We start from the raw sequence: 16,846 nt of genomic DNA on the forward strand, positions 1-16,846 counted from the left end.
ACAACCACAAACCCAAAAACCAACACAAAAACAAGAACAAAAACAACAACCACAAACCCAAAAACCAACACAAAAACAAGAACAAAAACAACAACCACAAACCCAAAAACCAACACAAAAACAAGAACAAAAACAACAACCCCAAGACCAAGAACAACAAAATGTAGATGATATTTTAACTGAACTTATTCCAAATTATCATGAGCAGATATCCATTGAATTAAATAATGTTGATTTGACTTTTGAAGTAGAAACAGAAAAAGTTGAAACTATAAAAGAGAATTTTATTAATCTTGTCAAAAGAAAAAAGAATGATAAACTAGTTATCCATGCATTAAATGATGTTAGCTTTAAGATATACCAAGGCGAAAAAGTTGGAATAATTGGATTCAATGGTGCTGGAAAATCAACATTGCTAAAGGTAATTACCGGAATATATCAGCCGGATTCCGGTGAAGTTAATGTTAATGGAATGATTTCTCCATTACTATCATTAGGAGCCGGTTTTGATAGAAATTACTCTGGAAGAAAGAACATCATGTTAAATGGTGCTGTTTTGGGTTATGAAAAAGAGTTTTTAGAAAGTAAAATTGATGAAATTATAGAATTTTCAGAACTTGGAAAATATATTGACCTTCCAATTAAAAATTATTCCTCCGGAATGCTTGCAAAACTTGGTTTTTCAATAGCTACAATGGTTGAACCAGACATATTAATTATTGATGAAATCTTAGCTGTTGGGGATATTAATTTCCATAAAAAAAGTACTGATAAGATGAAATCACTTATGGATTCCGGTTGCACTCTCATTTTTGTTTCACATTCTATACCTCAAGTAAGAGAATTATGTGACAAAGCCATCTGGCTGGAAAATGGTAAAGTTAAAGAAATTGGTGAAGTAAATAAAGTTTGTGAAAACTATATCAAATATTCCGAGACAGCAACCAATGAACAGCTTGCAAATATCCAATTCAGATAACATTAAACAATCAGAATAAATATTTCTAGAAACATTTACCTGATTATTATTTAACCTAATATGCTCCAAATAATATTAGATTAAATAACTAACAGAGTAAACGTAATTTTAGAAAAAATTAATTAATTTTTTATATCATATAATTTATAATTTAAGTTAACAAGCGATAGGTCATTTAAATGATTAAATTATCAATTATTATTCCAGTTTACAATGTTGAAAAATATCTAGAAGAATGTCTAGATAGTGTTTTAAATCAAACATTGAAAGAAACTGAAATAATATGCATTGATGATGGATCAACTGATAACTCTTTGAATATCCTAAAAGAATACTCAAAAAAAGACAAAAGAGTAAAAATCATCACCAAAGAGAATGGTGGGCAAGCCAGCGCAAGAAACCTTGGAATAAAAGAAGCGCAAGGAGAATACATTGCTTTTGTCGATTCTGATGATTTTATCGAGCCTGAAATGTTTGAAAAGCTCTACACTAAATCAAAAGATAATAAATTAGATCTTGCAATGTGTAAAATAGCTTTATATGACAACGAAACTGAAGAGATAAACACCCTCGCATGGTACTACATGTTAGGTGTTTTTAGAGACTTTAAAAAGGATGTTTTCAGCCACAAAGACACCAAAGAGTTCACCTGCGAGATTTCAGTTACGCCTTATAACAAAATATACAAAACTTCCCTAATAAAAGACAACAACATATTATTCCCCGAAGGACTTATTTTTGAAGATGAAAAATTCTTTTATGACGTTTACTTAAGGGCTAAGCGTGTTTCAATTGTTGATGAATTCTTATATTATTACAGAACAAACAGGAAAGGATCAACTGTTGATATCGCAAAAGAAAGTGACTATACGGATCTTATTACAATTTTTAAACAAATTCGTGAAACTTTTAAGGAAACAAAAAATTACGAAGATTACAAGGTTTTGCTTGCAAACAGGTTTATCCATTTAGAATTGTCCAGATTTACACAAACCTCGGCAAAATACAAAGAAAAATACTTTAATTTAATGAAGGAAGATTTAAATGAAGTCCTAGAAGACCAAACAATTAACGATAATTTGGAATCAAATGTTAAGTCTAGAGTTTCAAAAATCCTTAAAGCAAAAAATTATGAGGAATTCAAAAAATTGGATGAAGACAAAATATTTTCCGTGGTCATGGCATGCTACAATGCAGGGAAATATTTGGATGAAACAATCAACTCACTAATTGGTCAAAACTTTTCGTTTGAAAGTAACATTCAGCTCATTTTAGTGGATGACGGAAGTGAAGATAACACTCAAGAAGTCTGTCAAAAATATGTAAAATTATACCCTGAAAACATCACGTATGTCTATCAGGAAAATCAGGGCCAGGGAGCGGCCAGAAATCATGGTTTGAAATATGTTAATGGAAAATACGTTAATTTTCTTGACAGTGACGACAAGTTTAGCGGAAATGCGTTTTATTCTGTTTATGAATTTTTCGAAAATCACTACAATGAAGTTGACATCGTTGCTGTTCCAATGTTATTCTTCGATAAGGCAACAGGCGAGCACCCTCTAAACTATAAATTTGAAGAAGATAAGGTTATTGATTTAAATGAAAACTGGGACTATCCCCAACTTTCGGCAAGTTCCGCATTCTTTAAAAAAGAATTATTCGACCATTATGAATTCAAAACCGATTTGACAAATTCCGAAGACTCATTTATGATTAATGAAATGCTAATAGACAAACCAGTTTATGGAGTCGTCAGCGAAGCAATATATTGGTATAGGAAAAGAAGCAATGATGCATCAACAATAGATTCTGCATCAAACAAAAAAGAATTCTACATGAAACGTTTGAATGACTATTTTAAAGAATTAATCAAATGTTCAAAAGAAAAATATGGTGAAGTTCCAAAATTCATTCAGTATCTTATTGTCTATGATCTCCAATGGATGTTTAGAGTGAATGATGTTTCTCAAATATTAACAATTGAAGAGCTTAAGGAAGTTTATCAAGTCCTTCAGGAGATTTTAAGTGAAATTGATGATGACGTTATATCATCCCTAAGAGATGATGGGGTGAATATTTCAAGCCACATGTTGGCTACAAAATACGCATCAGTCAGCATCGATTCAAACATGGATGTGACATATGAAAACATTCACTCCAATTTTAACGGGCAGTATGCAGGAACCTATTGTGAAGACGCATTAATCGACCGACTTGACATACACAGGCTTTGGTTAGATATAATAGAAATCAAACAAAACACGTTATATGTATCAGGATATCTGATGTCATTTTTTGAGGATGATGATATAAAAATCGAAATCCGAAAAAACAACGAAGTTTATGAAGCAAAAAAAGTCTACTACTTAAACAGTTCCAAACGATTCTTGAATTGTTCGCTGGAATCCCAATTTAATTTTGACGCTGAAATCCCCCTAGATGATAATGAAAAGTCGGATGTTCAAATTTTTGCGAGATTTATTGGTGAAAATGCAACAGATAAAGCGGCTTGGGATTTGAAAATCGGATTTATGGACTATGCGAGAATGTCTGAGTTAAGCAATTACAGCATAGAAAAAAAGCATTTTTTAAAATTCGACAATGATAAATTCCATATCACAAATTACAATTATCTAAAAATGATAAAATCTGAAATACCAATTCTTTTAGAAGTTTTAAAAAGAAAGGAAGCATATTACACTTCAATTTTATTCTTTAGATTCATTTATCTGATTTTATATCCTTTCTATAAAAACAGAAGAATTTGGCTTTTCATGGACAGACAGGACAACGCTGATGATAACGCAGAACACTTATACAAATATTCAATCAAACAGAATGATAAAATCAGAAAATACTTTACTGTTTCAGATGAATTGGGAGAATTTACTAGATTATCAAGTCTTCCAAATGTTTTGAAGTTCTATTCCATAAAAGAAAGATTCGTTTATCTCTTTGCAGAAAAGATAATCTCATCCCACCCGGATGAAAATATATTAAACCCATTCCTTGGAAGAAACGTCAAATCATATGCGGGTTTGATAAATTCAGACAAGATATTCCTGCAGCACGGAGTTACAAAAGATAATGTATCCACATGGCTTCACAAATATGATAAAAATGTAAAGCTAATAACAACAGTTTCAGATGCTGAAAAAGAATCCTTCCTCGACTATGGTTACAACTATGATGAAAAAATCATCAAAACATTAGGTTTTCCAAGGTTTGACAACTTAAAAGCCAACCAAAAAACCAAAAAACAGATATTAATATCACCTTCCTGGAGAAGCGATTTGCATAATATGACTCAGGGATACATTAAGGATTCAGAATACTTCAAAGCAATCAATTCTTTGATAAACAACGAAGAGTTAATTAATCTTGCTAAAAAATACGATTATAAAATTATATTCAAACCTCATCCGATGGTTTGCGACTACATTGACTTATTTGACACAAATGATTATGTTGAAATAGATGAACAAAGCAAATATCAGGATTTGTTCAGGGATTCTGATTTGTTAGTTACTGATTACTCCTCAATAGCTTTTGACTTTTCATATATGGAAAAACCAGTAATTTACTACCAATACGCAGATGATTATAATTTTAAAGAGAATTATTTCGATTATGAGACAATGGGCTTTGGTGAAGTGGTCACTGATGAGGAAAATCTGATTGATACTATTGGAGAATATCTTGAGAACAACTGTAAAATGAAAGAAAAATATAAAAATAGAGTAGATGGCTTTTATAAATATAATGACAAAAATAATTGTAAGAGAGTTTATGAAGCAATTTTAAATATGGATTGATGTTTTGGGATTAATTTGAGTTTTAAAAAGAAATTTTTATCAAAAATAGTTATAACCATTACAAAAAACAATGAAAAATTGCTTAAAAAAAATTGGAAACTTGGAAATAAAGATTCCATCAAACCCAAATTACTAAAAGAAGAAACTACAATTATACTTAAATGGAATAAGTTAGATGAATCTAATAAATTTCAAGAGGCAATGAGTATTTAAGAAAAAAGTAATAAAGAATTATATGAAGAAATAAAAGAGTTAACTTGCGAATTAATTGGAATCAGATTAACAAGATTATGGAAATTGAAAAATAAATTTTAGATAAGGTGAAAGAATGCATAGAAGTTCAGTTATGAAAATGGAATATTTCAAAAACAATTATTTAAACCCTTCAGATAAATTAAAAATATTGGATATAGGGTCCTTTGATAAAACAGGTGATTATAATTATGGAATAATATTAAACGAAGAAAATTGGACATATACCGGATTGGATCTGAGAGAAGGAAACAATGTGGACATTATTATGAAAGATCCTTATTATTGGGAAGACGTTGAAGATGCTTCATTTGATGTTGTCATCAGCGGCCAAGCTTTAGAACATGCAGAATTCTTCTGGAAGACCATGGAAGAAATCAACAGAGTATTGAAACCCGGAGGGCTTTGTTGCATTATAGTGCCAAGCGACGGTCCGGTTCACAGAAATCCAGTCGATTGTTATAGGTTTACCGAAGAAGGAGTCATAAGTCTTGCAAAATATGTCAAATTTGATATTCTCGAATCCGGAACAAATACTGACAAAGTTTCACATCCATGGTATGACAGTTTTATAATAGCTAAAAAACCCGATATCAATGCCAAAAGAGAATTGGAAAACAGAATCGACAATATTGAACATAAAGTGGATTTGATTTTGGAAAAATTAAATGGATAACATGTATAAAATTTAAATAATCATACCTGTTTTTAATGTGGTAGACACGCTGCAAAATGCATTCGATTCCATCTTAAAACAGAGCATCGGGTTTGAAAATTTAGAAGTAATTTTCATTGATAATAAATCCACAGATGAAAGTGCCAATCTCATTAAAAAATTTGCTTGGATTATTCGAATGTTAAAGCAATATACCTCAATAAAAATAGCGGATTTGTAGAAAACCTCCGCAATGAGGTATTGAAAATGCTAGCCTAATTATTTGATGTTTTTAGACCCGGATGATGTTTTCAGGAAAAACAGATTAGTATTAAGATTGTAAACGAATCCGAAAAGCTAGAAATGGTTAAAATTAAGTTATACAAGGAAAATCACAGATTATATGAGAAAATAAAATTTTAAAACATAAAATTGAATCGAAAAATACTTCCACAATCAAGAAGATGTTTAAAAAAATAAACGTGCTCAAATAATCTTGAAATTAGCTAATAATCAACTACACTCCAGAAAACAACATAATGATACTCAACTGATAAAATAAAATTAATTATTTTATAAAGAATCAATAAAAATCAAAGCATACAATAATTTTTATATATAAATTTGAATAAACCTTTATTTATGAACTTAAATTCGCATGAATTGGACATATCAACTATCGAAAGACCAAATTATAGAGATTTAATAATATTTTTAATACCTTTTATCGTATTTTCATTATATCTTTATGTTTTCAATCCAGGTGTTTTGACCCTGGATTCATTTAATCAACTGCATCAGATTGCTACAAATCAATTTAGCAATTGGCATCCCTTTTTCCATACATTTATTGAAATGATATGTCTTAAAATTTATGCCAACCCTATATCTGTGGCAGTTCTTCAAATATGGGTCTTTTCTTCAATGTGGATGATAATCTGTAAATATCATCGTGACGATAATAAAAAGAACAATACATTTATTTTACAAGTGATTCTTACATGCATTATCTGTCTGATTCCAATTAATGCGATATACTCCATTACTTTATGGAAAGATGTTCTATTTAGTTATTTCTTAATGTTTTTATGTTTTTTGATAAAAGTGATGTTGGATAGGGATGGCAAAGTTGATTTGAAATTTGTTGTGCTTATGGCTCTGGTTCTGGCCATCACATCACAATTGAGAATGAATGGGATGTATATAATACTAATTTCATTGATTGTTCTTACAATCTACTTGCTCTTGAAAAAAAACCCGCAAAAAATCTATATTGCCCTTCCTGCATTGACTCTAGTATTTATTCTGCTAATTGCATCTTTGAATGTTGCATATGATGTTGAAAATGCACAAAAGGATTTTGTTTTTGTAAAGACATCTCATATGTTGGCAGATTATGACTTGCATTTAGATTTAGAGGATGCAGACCGGGATAAAATACACAAAATGATTAATGAAGAGAAACTTAATGAATCATACAATATTTATTATTCTGACCCGATAAACTGGATTTCAAATGAAAAAGTGTATCGGGAAAATCAACATTCCTACCTGGAATTGGCCATAAAATATTCTATAAAAAACCCTGACCGTTTCCTGTTTTATTTATTTAAATCAGCAGACATAGTATGGGACATAACAAGAGATTCTGATTGGAACGGAGAAGTTTATTACATTACCGCTGACGGCCCAAGAATTGACCAAGCTAGAGACAAATATTTTGAGGCCATCAAATCAACACCTCAAAAGAGCTATGAAAATGTAACAGGTTACAATGCAGGAACTGGAAAATATACTCTATTGAGCTCATTTGTCAATGAAGCTAGGGAAAATATAATTTTAGATACACTATTCAATAGTCCCGCACTGTACATGTATCTGGCAATAGCTTTGCTGATAGCGATGCACATAATAACCAAATCCAGGGACTTGTATTTAGTCTATCTGCCAAACTTCTTAAATATACTCCTCATATTTGCTTCAATACCTGTTCAGGACAACAGGTATCTGTATGCCAATTTACTGGTCTGTTACCTATTGATAATAATCTTCATGAGCCTAATAGAAAGTTCAAAAGAATCCAATGCAATATTATCAAAAAAACATGAAGAAGCCGTCAGAAGACTGAATGAAGAAAACAGTCCTAAAGATACCTTAAACAATCCACATATTGAAGATTCCAATCCTAAAACAGAAGTGATGCCTCCTCAAAGAGAGGAAACATCCGAAGAAATGGAAGCAAGAATTAGGGCGGAAATACATAAAGAGCTTGAGATGGAAAAGCAAAGAAGAAAATAATTATCAGCAGTATTATTTGGTGAAAATATGCAAATAACAAAAGCAGAAGAACTTATAGAAAATGAAGAAATTGAATTTATCGGTGAACTTCCCAACTTAATAAACACCCACATCCATATTCACGGGAAAAACAACATTCTTGTCTGTGAAGAAGGAGTCACATTATCAAATTCCCGAATTGATTTTCATCAAGAAAACTCAATCTTATATTTATCAAGCAATATCCATAATTACCAAGTCACAATTTCACTGAATAGAGATAGCGTATGTTTTATAGGGAAAAATAACTACTTTAACGGCACTACAACAATAGTTGCATCAGAAGGGAAAAATGTAATTATCGGCAACGACTGTTTATTTTCATATAGTGTGGTCCTTAGGGTCTCCGATGGCCATGCAATCTTTTCAACAAACGATTCTAAAAGATTAAATCATGCCAAAAGCATTTATATTGGAGACCATGTGTGGTTTGGTCAAAATGCATTTATCTTTAAAGGCACACAAATCCATTCGGGCTCAATCATTGGAGCAGGATCAATCGTGTCAAATAAGATTATTCCATCCAACGTCACATATGCAGGAAATCCCGTTCGCCTAATTAAAGAAGATACATTCTGGATTCCTCACTCAACACAAAACTGGAGTGGTGAGGATATTGAAAAGATGAGTGAATACAAATCTGAAATCTTTACATTCGAAAATGATGAAACTACTTTGGATTTCAATGAAATTGATGAAGAGTTACTGAAAAGCAATGCTGAGGAATCCCTGGATTATATTACAATCTATTTTTTAAATAATCATAAAAATCGTTTTGCTTTAAAAAACAATGAAAAGTGAAACTTTTTAGCAGAATTATTTTGATGAATGTTTATACCCGCAACAATTAAAAATTTTTAAAAAAAAATTCGAAGCCACGGCAGTGCAACTTCGAACTTTATGATTTTTCACGACTTGTTAGTCATCATTATATTACTCGTTTATACAATATAAATTAGTATGTTGCACCAATATTGCACAGACTTCAAACCAACCCATTAATAAATTAGAATTTTTTATCAATCAATTTAATTAGTTTTTCCTTAATTATTTTAACACATTCTTCAGCTTCAGCATCTAATCTGAAAGGGTCTTTTGGAGATAATCCATAGGCCCCTAAAATATCACTTACATTAACTGTTTTAGCAACATCAATTCCCTTATTTTTTAAAATTACACTTACACAATTATTGGAACAACCATTAATAGCAATGATTGGCTGTTTTCTAAGCATTTCATTATTAACACCCTCAATATCGGCGGATGTAGAACCCATGCAAATGGAAATCACCTCACTGCATTCCTTTTTGCAGTCCCCAACTGCAACACGAGAAACTAGACCATTAGGACTCATACCGTTGCATGGTGCCAATGCTACTTTTGCCATTTATACTCACCCAATCCGTTTCATAATTTAAATCCAGTTCCTATAAACTGAGCAACATCCCTACCGACATCATCGGAAATATCTACATTAATAATGGATGATGTGCGCCCGCTTTTTCTGCATGTTGCCTTTGCTATTAATTTGTCGCCCTTTGGAGCAGACAAATAATGAATGTCGACCTGCTGGGCAACAGTCAGCTGATGAATCTGATTGGATAAAACTGCAAAAGCAAAATCTGCCAATGTGAATATTACACCACCCATCACTCCACCATAAGCGTTTCTGTGCTCATCAGTGATGTTTAAGCTACAGATTGCCTCATCGGCGGTTAATTCATCTAATGTTATTCCAGTATTTACTGCAAATTTATCCTTGTAAAAAAATTCCCTTGCACTTTCTATCGTATCGAAATTAACCATTTTAACACCTAACACTAATCATTATTGAATATTATTATAGATTTTTAACCATAAAAATACATTTACTAATAATATATTAAAACTAATTGAAATTTATTTGCTAAAAGCATGAATTCAATAATTTTTTAAGATGCGGCCAACACCAAATCATCAATATTGAAATTAAGCATGACACAATAATTGCCGGAGGATAGATGAAATACCCAATTAACATTCCAATGCCTACAGTAATCACAGTTGACAAATAATAACGGTTATTCAAAACCATTAAAAGAGCAACGTTGCCCATATCTACCTTTTTAAGAGCATTGGATGTTATTATTGACAATAGTGCAACAATGATGAAATCAAGACCATAACAAGCCTGGGCAACAAATGAATAAAAGTTTTCAGCCACAAAAGTTGACAAATACGGAATCAATGATAAAAAAAACATTGAAGCAGCGATTGACCATATGACCTTACCATCAATCCTGTTGACAATTCCAAACAGGTTATTGTTATAATTCCAATAATTAAAACAGACTACAAAACTGATTGCATAAGCAATAAATTCCCATTTCAAATCAAAAAGCGCATTCCATGAACCGTTGACAACCATCGGAATTTCCAAAACGATAACAGTTAGGATAATCGCAACAATTGCATCAAACAATGCTTCAAACCTGTCACTGCTTTCAATTTCAGATTTTGCAAGAATGGCCAAAAAGAGCCAATAGACTGTTGCAAAAATACATGAAATATAGATTCCAGGAATATATACTGTATAAGTAACTAAAAACCCAATTAGAATAATGAGAATTGGAACATATCTTCTATAATCATTTAGATTAACCTTTTTAAGCTTTTCATTGTAAGGATTTGCTTTTACTATCAAATAAGTCGATAAAGTATAAAAAACATTAGTTAATAAAAATAACAACCCGAACATTGCTTGAGCAGCAGTTGATTGCGGATTTAAAGCAACCCAAGTTGCAAAGTAAGGAACAAGTGATATGTTAAATATTAAGACTCCATAAACTAAAACAACAGCATTATTTATCTCATCAACCATCTGAAATAGATTATGATCATTATACCAAGTATTAAATATTATAATAAAACAAGCAAGATATGTCATGTACCTCATATTCAAGTTTAAAATAGCTCCCCAAGTTGCGGTTTCAGGTTGGGCGAGTTTTAAAACCAATACTGTGATAATTATTGCAAGAACTGCATCCATGAATGTTTCAAAACGAGTCGTATTCATAATTAATTATCTGAAATTACTCATATAAAACACTTTTATAACAAATCCAGTAAAGATAGATTCAGTTAACTTTATATATACTGAAGTTCATAATTTACCTAACGAACGGTAGGTAGGCAAAAATGAATACTAAAGAAAAAATATTTAACGTGTCACTAGATTTATTTTCAAAAAAAGGTTATGATTCCGTTTCACTAAGAGAGATTGCCGAGGAAGTGGGAATACAAAAAAGTTCAATTTATAGCCATTACCCCTCAAAAGAAGCCATATTAATGGATATTTTTAATCAATTTACTAAAAGTTTTGAAATCGATGATGAAGAAATACAATTGACTGAAAACAACCCATTGCTAGAAAATCCTGAATTATTCTATCATAAAGGTTCAGAAGCAATAAAAAACATGCTGTTTGAAGAGACAAATCTCAAAATCTGGAAACTGATTCTTATTCAGATGCACCATAATGAAAAAATCAGATTATTTTTCCAAAATGAGATATTAGTTAAGCCATTGATCTTTTGGGAAGGATTATTCGCCCTTTTAAAAGAAAAGGGAGTTATAAAAAAAGATTCAAACACCCACCTGTTAGCAAGACAGTACTACAGCTTTCCAATTTATCTGCTTTTAGAGATATGTGCAAAATATGATGATGTCCCTCAGGAAGTCCTTGAAAACTTCTTTAACCAAACCGAAGAACATGCGAGATTTTTATTTGAAAGTGTGAAGGTGAAATGATGGAAAACAATTTCAATATCCAGGAATATTTGGCTGAAGGGGTTGAATATATCCTAAAAGATGCCCTTCGCGCATCAATCAAAAACCCCAAAGAAATTTTATTTTTACATAAATTATCCAAAAATGCAAAAAAAGCCACTGAAATCAGACAAAAATATGATGAAAAAGGCCAGAATATTCCCGCTTTTTTGATTGCAAGCATTACAAGTAGATGTAACCTGCATTGCAGCGGATGTTACTCAAGGTCAAATAAATCCTGCAGTGATGACGAACCTATTAACCAGCTTACAGCCGAAGAATGGGAAGACATATTCATCCAGGCAAAAGAAATGGGAATAAGTTTCATCGTTCTTGCCGGAGGAGAACCTCTTCTTAGAGATGACGTAATAATTAAAGCTACTGATTTTCCTGAAATTTTATTTCCAATATTTACAAACGGAACTCTGCTAAATAAGGAATACTTAAAATTATTTAATGATAATAGAAATATTGTTCCGATTCTCTCCATTGAAGGGGATGAAAAAATTACAGATTCCAGAAGGGGAAAAGGTGTCTATAAACAATTAGTAGATTCAATGAGATTGATGAAGAAAAACAATATAATATTTGGAGCTTCACTCACATTTACCAGAAACAATCTAACTTCACTTCTTTCAAAGGAATTTATAGATGAACTGCATGATTTTGGATGCAAAGTAGTATTTTTCATCGAATATGTCCCAGTTAACGGAGAGACTAAAGAGATGGCACCAAGAGATGAAGAAAGAGAATTGTTATTAGATAATCTTGAAAGTCTGAGAGAAGAATATCAAGATATGTTATTCATGTCATTTCCAGGAGATGAAAAAAACTCTGGAGGATGTCTGGCTGCCGGAAGAGGATTTTTCCATATCAATTCACATGGCGGCGCCGAACCTTGCCCCGCTTCACCATATTCAGACATCAATGTTAAAGAAACATCACTCATTGAAGCATTGAATTCAAAGCTATTTAAATCACTCAGGGAGGGTGGCATTCTTATGGGTGAACATGAAGGTGGATGTGTCTTATTCGAACACCAAAAAGAAGTTGAAAGGTTGCTGGAAGATTAAACTTTAGATTTTCACCAACATCACCTAATTTTTCAAGACAAATATGGATTCTAAATTTAAATTTAATTGTTTAAATCTTTTTATTTTTTATTTATTTGATTTATATTAGTTTATTTTGTTTTTTAAGATGTAAGTGAGCACTTGCATTCGAAAAACTTTATATAATGCCTTTTTCATATAATTATTTGTGCAGTGAAATGCTATTATTTCACAATCCAATTCAATTATAACAAAGGTGATTAATATGGATCTCAACAAAAAATTATTAACTTTACTTGCAATTTTTTGCTTAATTGTGTCTGCAGGTGTTGTTTGCGCTGCAGATCAAGACGGATACGCTGGAATCAACTATCAAAATATGAACGGCGTTAGTGGAAGCCAATATGCAGTGGCTGACGGATTAGAACCTGGTAACGGTTTACCTCTCGAAAACCAAACTGGCTACGTACCTTTAGACGCTGACGGAAACCCAATTTTAAATGCAACAGGAAACGCAACAGGCAATGCAACACAAAATGTTACCGCAAACGTTACATCCAATGTAACTGCTAATGCAACCCACAATGTTACCGCACAACACACCATGCCTGTAACCGGTAACCCAATCATTGCATTATTAGCAGTAACCGGAATCATCGGCGGTTACGCAGTACTCAGAAGAAACAACTAAAATTAAAACATAATCTTTTTATTCAAAAAGCATGATTCAATATCATGCTTTCCCCCCCATTTTAAACTAATTTTCCAATAAAATCCCAAATACCATTTTAAGCAGACTATTTCTACTTAAGTTAAATGCTTTTTAGTGAAATATTTTCTAAAAATGCCCAAACTTAGAAATTAACTAAAAATAGCATAGCAAATAAAATATCTGATAAAACTAATTAAAATGAGCATAGAGCAATCATGCCTAAAATATATAAAAAAAAGTTAAAGGAGAGAATTAATTCTCCTTTTAGATTTTAATGAAATAAATTCTTGCAACTGATCCAGCGTATTTGCTGTTTCCACCGTATGAGCTGCTGATATAGTATTCATCCGGAACCAAATCTGCAACTGACAGTTTAACTTGGCCGAGCTTATCGGTTTTTAAAGCAGTTTTAACACCATTGAAATTGAATACAACAGTTGCACCTTTGATGGCCTGGCCTGTTTCCCTGTTGATTAGTGTGGCCACTACTTCCTGTGTTTCTTTGTAATAGAAATTGGAAATAACAGTTGAAACTTTATCAATATCAAGCTTAATTGACCCATATGACCTGAGGTATTTGCTGTTTCCACCGTATGAAAGACTTGCGCTTTCAACTACTGGATCACCAATATGTAACCTTGCCTGACCTAGCTTATCGGTTTTTGCAGCTGTTTTCACACCATTATAATTGAATACTATAGTAGCGCCTTTGATGGCCTGACCTGTTTCACTGTTGATTAATGTAGCAACCAGTTCCTGGGTTGTCTCATCATAATACTGTGAAATGCTAGTCATGATTTTAGTTATGGTGAAATCGACACTTGCGTTGGAAGGAATATATTTACTGTTACCAATGTAGGAAGCTGATGCTTCATAGGTTCCTAATGCCAAGTTTGCAACTGAAACTTTTGCCTGACCGTTATCATCACTCTTTACAGTAGATTTCACGCCATTAACTTCAAATCTTACATTAGCATTCTTGATAGCCTGACCAGTAACATCATTGATTAAAGTAGCGACAATCTCTCTAGCACCGTTATTGAAGTCAAGTGAAACAGCAGTTCTTGCTTTAATAATAACATCAACACTTGCACTTGAAGGACTATACTTGCTGTTACCTTCATAAGAAGCAGTTATAGTGTAAGTGCCTCCATCTAAGTTCGCAGTGGAATATACGGCATTACCACTAGCATCAGTTTTGACAGTGTATTTCTTATCACCAACAATAAACCTTACATTAGCGTTTTTAATAGCTTGGCCAGTGACATTATTAATCAAAGTAGCGGTCAACTCTTTGGCATCCTCATCATAAACAGCATTTATACTTGTTGGAATGTTAGTTACAGCAACATTTGCACTTGTGCTTGCTTCATTATACAATGTGTTACCGTTAAAGGAAATAACTGCTGTGTAATTTCCAGGAGCCAAATCGACAGTTGAAACTTTTGCCTGACCTTCGGAATCAGTTTTAACAGTATTATCATTGCCATTGATACTGAATATTACATCAGCGCCAACAATAGGGGCGCCAGTAGCATTATCAAATAAACCAGCAGCTAACTCACCATTTTCATCACCATAATCAACAGTGACATCCTGAGAAATCAATGTTGAAATGTATTTGTTTATCTTAACATTAATTGATTTTGATGAAGATGCATAAATGTCATTGCCTGCATATGAGATAACAGCAGTATAATTGCCAGGATTTAAACCGTTTGTGGATAATGAAGCTTCACCACGTTCGTCAGTTGTTAAAATTTCGTTTATATTACCTACATTTATCACAACATTGACATCACACATAGCAGTACCATAAGCATCTTTTAAAGTAGCGACAATCACCGCATCACTATTGTAATCTGCAACGACATCAGAAGCAGTTATTGCAGTTGAAATTGGAGTGTAAGTGCCACCATCACCAGTGAATACATTATCTTTGTTTGAAGATGGTTCAGTAGTCCACCATACTGTTGAATCTGAGCTTTTACTTCCAATGAATACATTTTTAGTTATTTGAAGACTCGCTCCAGTACTGGCTATAGCAAGACCTCTAGTAGCAGTGTTGCCTTTAAATATGTTGGAGGTTATGGATGCAGAGCTTCCGTCGGATTTGATTGCACCAGCATATCTGCCCGCGTTGTTGGATGTGAATGTATTTCCTGAAATTACAGCGGAATTACCTGCAATGAACAATGCTCCGCCATCCCTGTTTTTAACAGAATTATCGGAAATTATATTGTTTTTGATTGTAGCCTTTGCACTGTCGATATGGATTGCACCACCATAATCATTCGCATCGTTGCTTTTGATGTTGTTGTTATTTATTGTAATGCTTGCACCACTATAATAATAAATTGCTCCTCCAGTACTTTCCGCATGACAATTACCAATGTAATTGTGGAGTATACTGTTTGAATCACCTTTTAAAGCGATTGCTCCTCCTTTTGTGGAGGCGCTACAATTTTCGATTACATTATATGAAATCTCATTGGAGTTCCCATTTAAGTTTATTGCTCCACCCGGTCCGGATGTGACTTCGTTATTTGTGAATGTGTTTTGTGTATATTTAGCCATGTCACTGTCTGAAGATATCGCTCCCCCGTGTGTTGTTGCCTTATTGTTTTTGAAGGTGTTGTTTGCAATTTTACTTTCACTTGCGGTAGATGTGATTGAAAGCCTCATTGCTCCACCCAAGTTAGCTGTGTTTTCATCGAATACATTATTTATGACTGTGTATCCCCCAGCGTAGTAAAGGTTGACTGCACCCCCATTTTTACCGTAATTTTTGATAAATGTGTTGTTAGCAACTAATTGGTTGGAGGCTTCATTAATAGACAATGCACCACCGTCATTTTGAGAAGCAGTATTGCTTGTGAATACATTGTTTAATATTTCATTATCAGAACCGGATATGAAAACTGCTCCTCCAAGCCCTCCAGTAGCTTTATTGTTTGTAAATTTGCTATATTGAATTAAATTTTCTTTACTTTCACTGTAAATTGCTCCACCACCCTTTGTTGCAGTGTTGCCGCTGAATTCACAATTTAATATGGTTGTGCCGACTACTGGTTTTGAATTATATTCTTTGTTCATGTAGATTGCACCCCCATAAACACCTTTGTTATTTGTAAAGGTACAGTTTTCAACAAGTATGTTTGAAGCACGAATAAGGAGTGCTCCACCCGCATTGTTTGGGTTTCCATTCACAAAGTTAATGTTTTTCAAAACGAC

The 16,846-nt window shown here is 32.7% G+C and carries 14 protein-coding genes; 10 read left to right on the top strand and 4 right to left on the bottom strand.

Going from position 1 to position 16,846, the window contains the following annotated elements; genetic code table 11:
• The 7 genes from IJI93_RS09615 to IJI93_RS09645 all read left to right on the top strand — a co-directional run.
• Positions 1-979, top strand: a 979-nt coding sequence (locus tag IJI93_RS09615; RefSeq protein WP_292822503.1) for an ABC transporter ATP-binding protein, incomplete at its 5' end; no start/stop codon positions are given.
• A gap of 179 nt (positions 980-1,158) precedes the next feature.
• Complete coding sequence (locus IJI93_RS09620; protein WP_292822505.1) at positions 1,159-4,797, top strand: glycosyltransferase; 3,639 nt, start codon at positions 1,159-1,161, stop codon at positions 4,795-4,797.
• A gap of 15 nt (positions 4,798-4,812) precedes the next feature.
• A complete protein-coding gene (locus IJI93_RS09625) occupies positions 4,813-5,010 on the top strand; it encodes a hypothetical protein (RefSeq protein WP_292822507.1) in 198 nt (65 codons plus the stop codon).
• 115 nt (positions 5,011-5,125) lie between these two features.
• Entirely contained in the window at positions 5,126-5,725 is a 600-nt protein-coding gene (locus tag IJI93_RS09630; RefSeq protein WP_292822509.1) for a class I SAM-dependent methyltransferase, read from the top strand.
• Between the two features lie 22 nt (positions 5,726-5,747).
• The gene (locus IJI93_RS09635; protein ID WP_292822528.1) at positions 5,748-5,945 is read left to right on the top strand and encodes a glycosyltransferase; all 198 of its coding nucleotides are present in this window, start codon (positions 5,748-5,750) and stop codon (positions 5,943-5,945) included.
• Between the two features lie 401 nt (positions 5,946-6,346).
• A complete protein-coding gene (locus IJI93_RS09640) occupies positions 6,347-8,002 on the top strand; it encodes a hypothetical protein (protein WP_292822511.1) in 1,656 nt (551 codons plus the stop codon).
• 27 nt (positions 8,003-8,029) lie between these two features.
• Complete coding sequence (locus IJI93_RS09645; RefSeq protein WP_292822513.1) at positions 8,030-8,842, top strand: acyltransferase; 813 nt, start codon at positions 8,030-8,032, stop codon at positions 8,840-8,842.
• Positions 8,843-9,047: 205 nt separating this feature from the next.
• Here the strand turns inward: IJI93_RS09645 and IJI93_RS09650 are convergent, their stop codons facing one another.
• The 3 genes from IJI93_RS09650 to IJI93_RS09660 form a co-directional block, all read right to left on the bottom strand.
• Positions 9,048-9,428, bottom strand: a complete 381-nt coding sequence (locus IJI93_RS09650; protein WP_292822515.1) for a putative zinc-binding protein — start codon at positions 9,426-9,428, stop codon at positions 9,048-9,050.
• Between the two features lie 20 nt (positions 9,429-9,448).
• Entirely contained in the window at positions 9,449-9,847 is a 399-nt protein-coding gene (locus tag IJI93_RS09655; RefSeq protein WP_292822517.1) for a PaaI family thioesterase, read from the bottom strand.
• A gap of 100 nt (positions 9,848-9,947) precedes the next feature.
• Positions 9,948-11,096, bottom strand: coding sequence for a TMEM175 family protein (locus tag IJI93_RS09660; RefSeq protein WP_292822519.1), 1,149 nt, complete (start codon positions 11,094-11,096; stop codon positions 9,948-9,950).
• Between the two features lie 122 nt (positions 11,097-11,218).
• On the opposite strand from IJI93_RS09660, the gene IJI93_RS09665 reads away from it, so the two are divergent.
• From IJI93_RS09665 to IJI93_RS09675, 3 genes are all read left to right on the top strand, one after another.
• On the top strand, positions 11,219-11,830 hold the full coding sequence (locus tag IJI93_RS09665) for a TetR/AcrR family transcriptional regulator (RefSeq protein ID WP_292822521.1): 612 nt from the start codon (positions 11,219-11,221) through the stop codon (positions 11,828-11,830).
• On the top strand, positions 11,827-12,921 hold the full coding sequence (locus tag IJI93_RS09670) for a radical SAM protein (protein WP_292822523.1): 1,095 nt from the start codon (positions 11,827-11,829) through the stop codon (positions 12,919-12,921). Before IJI93_RS09665 ends, IJI93_RS09670 begins: the two co-directional genes overlap by 4 nt.
• A 244-nt stretch (positions 12,922-13,165) precedes the next feature.
• Positions 13,166-13,591 carry a hypothetical protein gene (locus IJI93_RS09675; RefSeq protein WP_292822525.1) on the top strand — a complete coding sequence of 142 codons (426 nt, stop codon included), beginning with the start codon at positions 13,166-13,168 and terminating at the stop codon, positions 13,589-13,591.
• Between the two features lie 285 nt (positions 13,592-13,876).
• Here the strand turns inward: IJI93_RS09675 and IJI93_RS09680 are convergent.
• Positions 13,877-16,846, bottom strand: a 2,970-nt coding sequence (locus IJI93_RS09680) for a right-handed parallel beta-helix repeat-containing protein (protein ID WP_292822526.1), incomplete at its 5' end; no start/stop codon positions are given.

The organism is Methanobrevibacter sp. (assembly GCF_017431965.1).
GTDB lineage: Archaea > Methanobacteriota > Methanobacteria > Methanobacteriales > Methanobacteriaceae > Methanocatella.

Excerpts from the sequence above, each read along its gene's own strand:
- IJI93_RS09665 (WP_292822521.1), top strand. The coding sequence starts at position 11,219 with ATGAATACTAAAGAAAAAATATTTAACGTGTCACTAGATTTATTTTCA.
- IJI93_RS09675 (WP_292822525.1), top strand. The coding sequence starts at position 13,166 with ATGGATCTCAACAAAAAATTATTAACTTTACTTGCAATTTTTTGCTTA.
- IJI93_RS09660 (WP_292822519.1), bottom strand. The coding sequence starts at position 11,096 with ATGAATACGACTCGTTTTGAAACATTCATGGATGCAGTTCTTGCAATA.
- IJI93_RS09645 (WP_292822513.1), top strand. The coding sequence starts at position 8,030 with ATGCAAATAACAAAAGCAGAAGAACTTATAGAAAATGAAGAAATTGAA.
- IJI93_RS09640 (WP_292822511.1), top strand. The coding sequence starts at position 6,347 with ATGAACTTAAATTCGCATGAATTGGACATATCAACTATCGAAAGACCA.
- IJI93_RS09670 (WP_292822523.1), top strand. The coding sequence starts at position 11,827 with ATGATGGAAAACAATTTCAATATCCAGGAATATTTGGCTGAAGGGGTT.
- IJI93_RS09655 (WP_292822517.1), bottom strand. The coding sequence starts at position 9,847 with ATGGTTAATTTCGATACGATAGAAAGTGCAAGGGAATTTTTTTACAAG.
- IJI93_RS09630 (WP_292822509.1), top strand. The coding sequence starts at position 5,126 with ATGCATAGAAGTTCAGTTATGAAAATGGAATATTTCAAAAACAATTAT.
- IJI93_RS09620 (WP_292822505.1), top strand. The coding sequence starts at position 1,159 with ATGATTAAATTATCAATTATTATTCCAGTTTACAATGTTGAAAAATAT.
- IJI93_RS09650 (WP_292822515.1), bottom strand. The coding sequence starts at position 9,428 with ATGGCAAAAGTAGCATTGGCACCATGCAACGGTATGAGTCCTAATGGT.